The sequence below is a fragment of the Aphanothece microscopica RSMan92 genome (assembly GCF_046613545.2).
Classification (GTDB): Bacteria; Cyanobacteriota; Cyanobacteriia; order PCC-6307; family Cyanobiaceae; genus NIES-981.
The window spans coordinates 1-531 of record NZ_JBKKKY020000406.1 but is presented as its reverse complement, the minus strand read 5'-3'; the positions used below and the strand labels follow the sequence as shown (position 1 = coordinate 531).

The following is a 531-nucleotide window of genomic DNA, read 5'->3' as shown; positions in this document are numbered from 1 at the left end:
CCCCCGGCGCGGCAGGCCGAGGAGCTGGCCCGCCTGCGCGAGACCCCGACCGGCAACCCCGCCGACGTGGGCCGCGTCAACCGGCTGGCGGGCATTGCCGAGAACACGCGGAAAAGCCTGGACCGCGACCGGCTGGCCCATGTGCGCGACCGGGGCATCCTTCCCGTGGAACCCGTGGACGTGGCCGATCCGCAGAGCGTGCAGCGCCGCATCGCGGTGGCCGAGACGGTGCACCGCGAGTTCACGCCCGAGGCGCGCGAGATCCTTTACTTCGACCGCGGCGAGGCTGACGCCCTGCGCGCCGAGCTGGAGGGCACCGATCCCGACCGGGCGCTGGCCGTGGTCAACACCATCGCCCGGACCTTTGGCGACCGCGCCCCGGCGGCGCTGGCGCAACTGGGCGCCACCGATCCGACGCTGCACCTGGCCGCGGTCCTGCCCACGGAAACCGGCGACATCGCGGCCGCGCGTGCCGTGTTCGAGGGGCGCATCCTGCACCGCAAGAACGAGGGCGCCGCGGTGGCGGCCGAG

The 531-nt window shown here is 75.0% G+C and carries 1 protein-coding gene; it reads left to right on the top strand.

Going from position 1 to position 531, the window contains the following annotated elements; translation table 11 throughout:
* A partial coding sequence (locus ACLD7X_RS18260) for a hypothetical protein (RefSeq protein WP_411425105.1) occupies window positions 1–531 on the top strand: 531 nt, incomplete at both ends.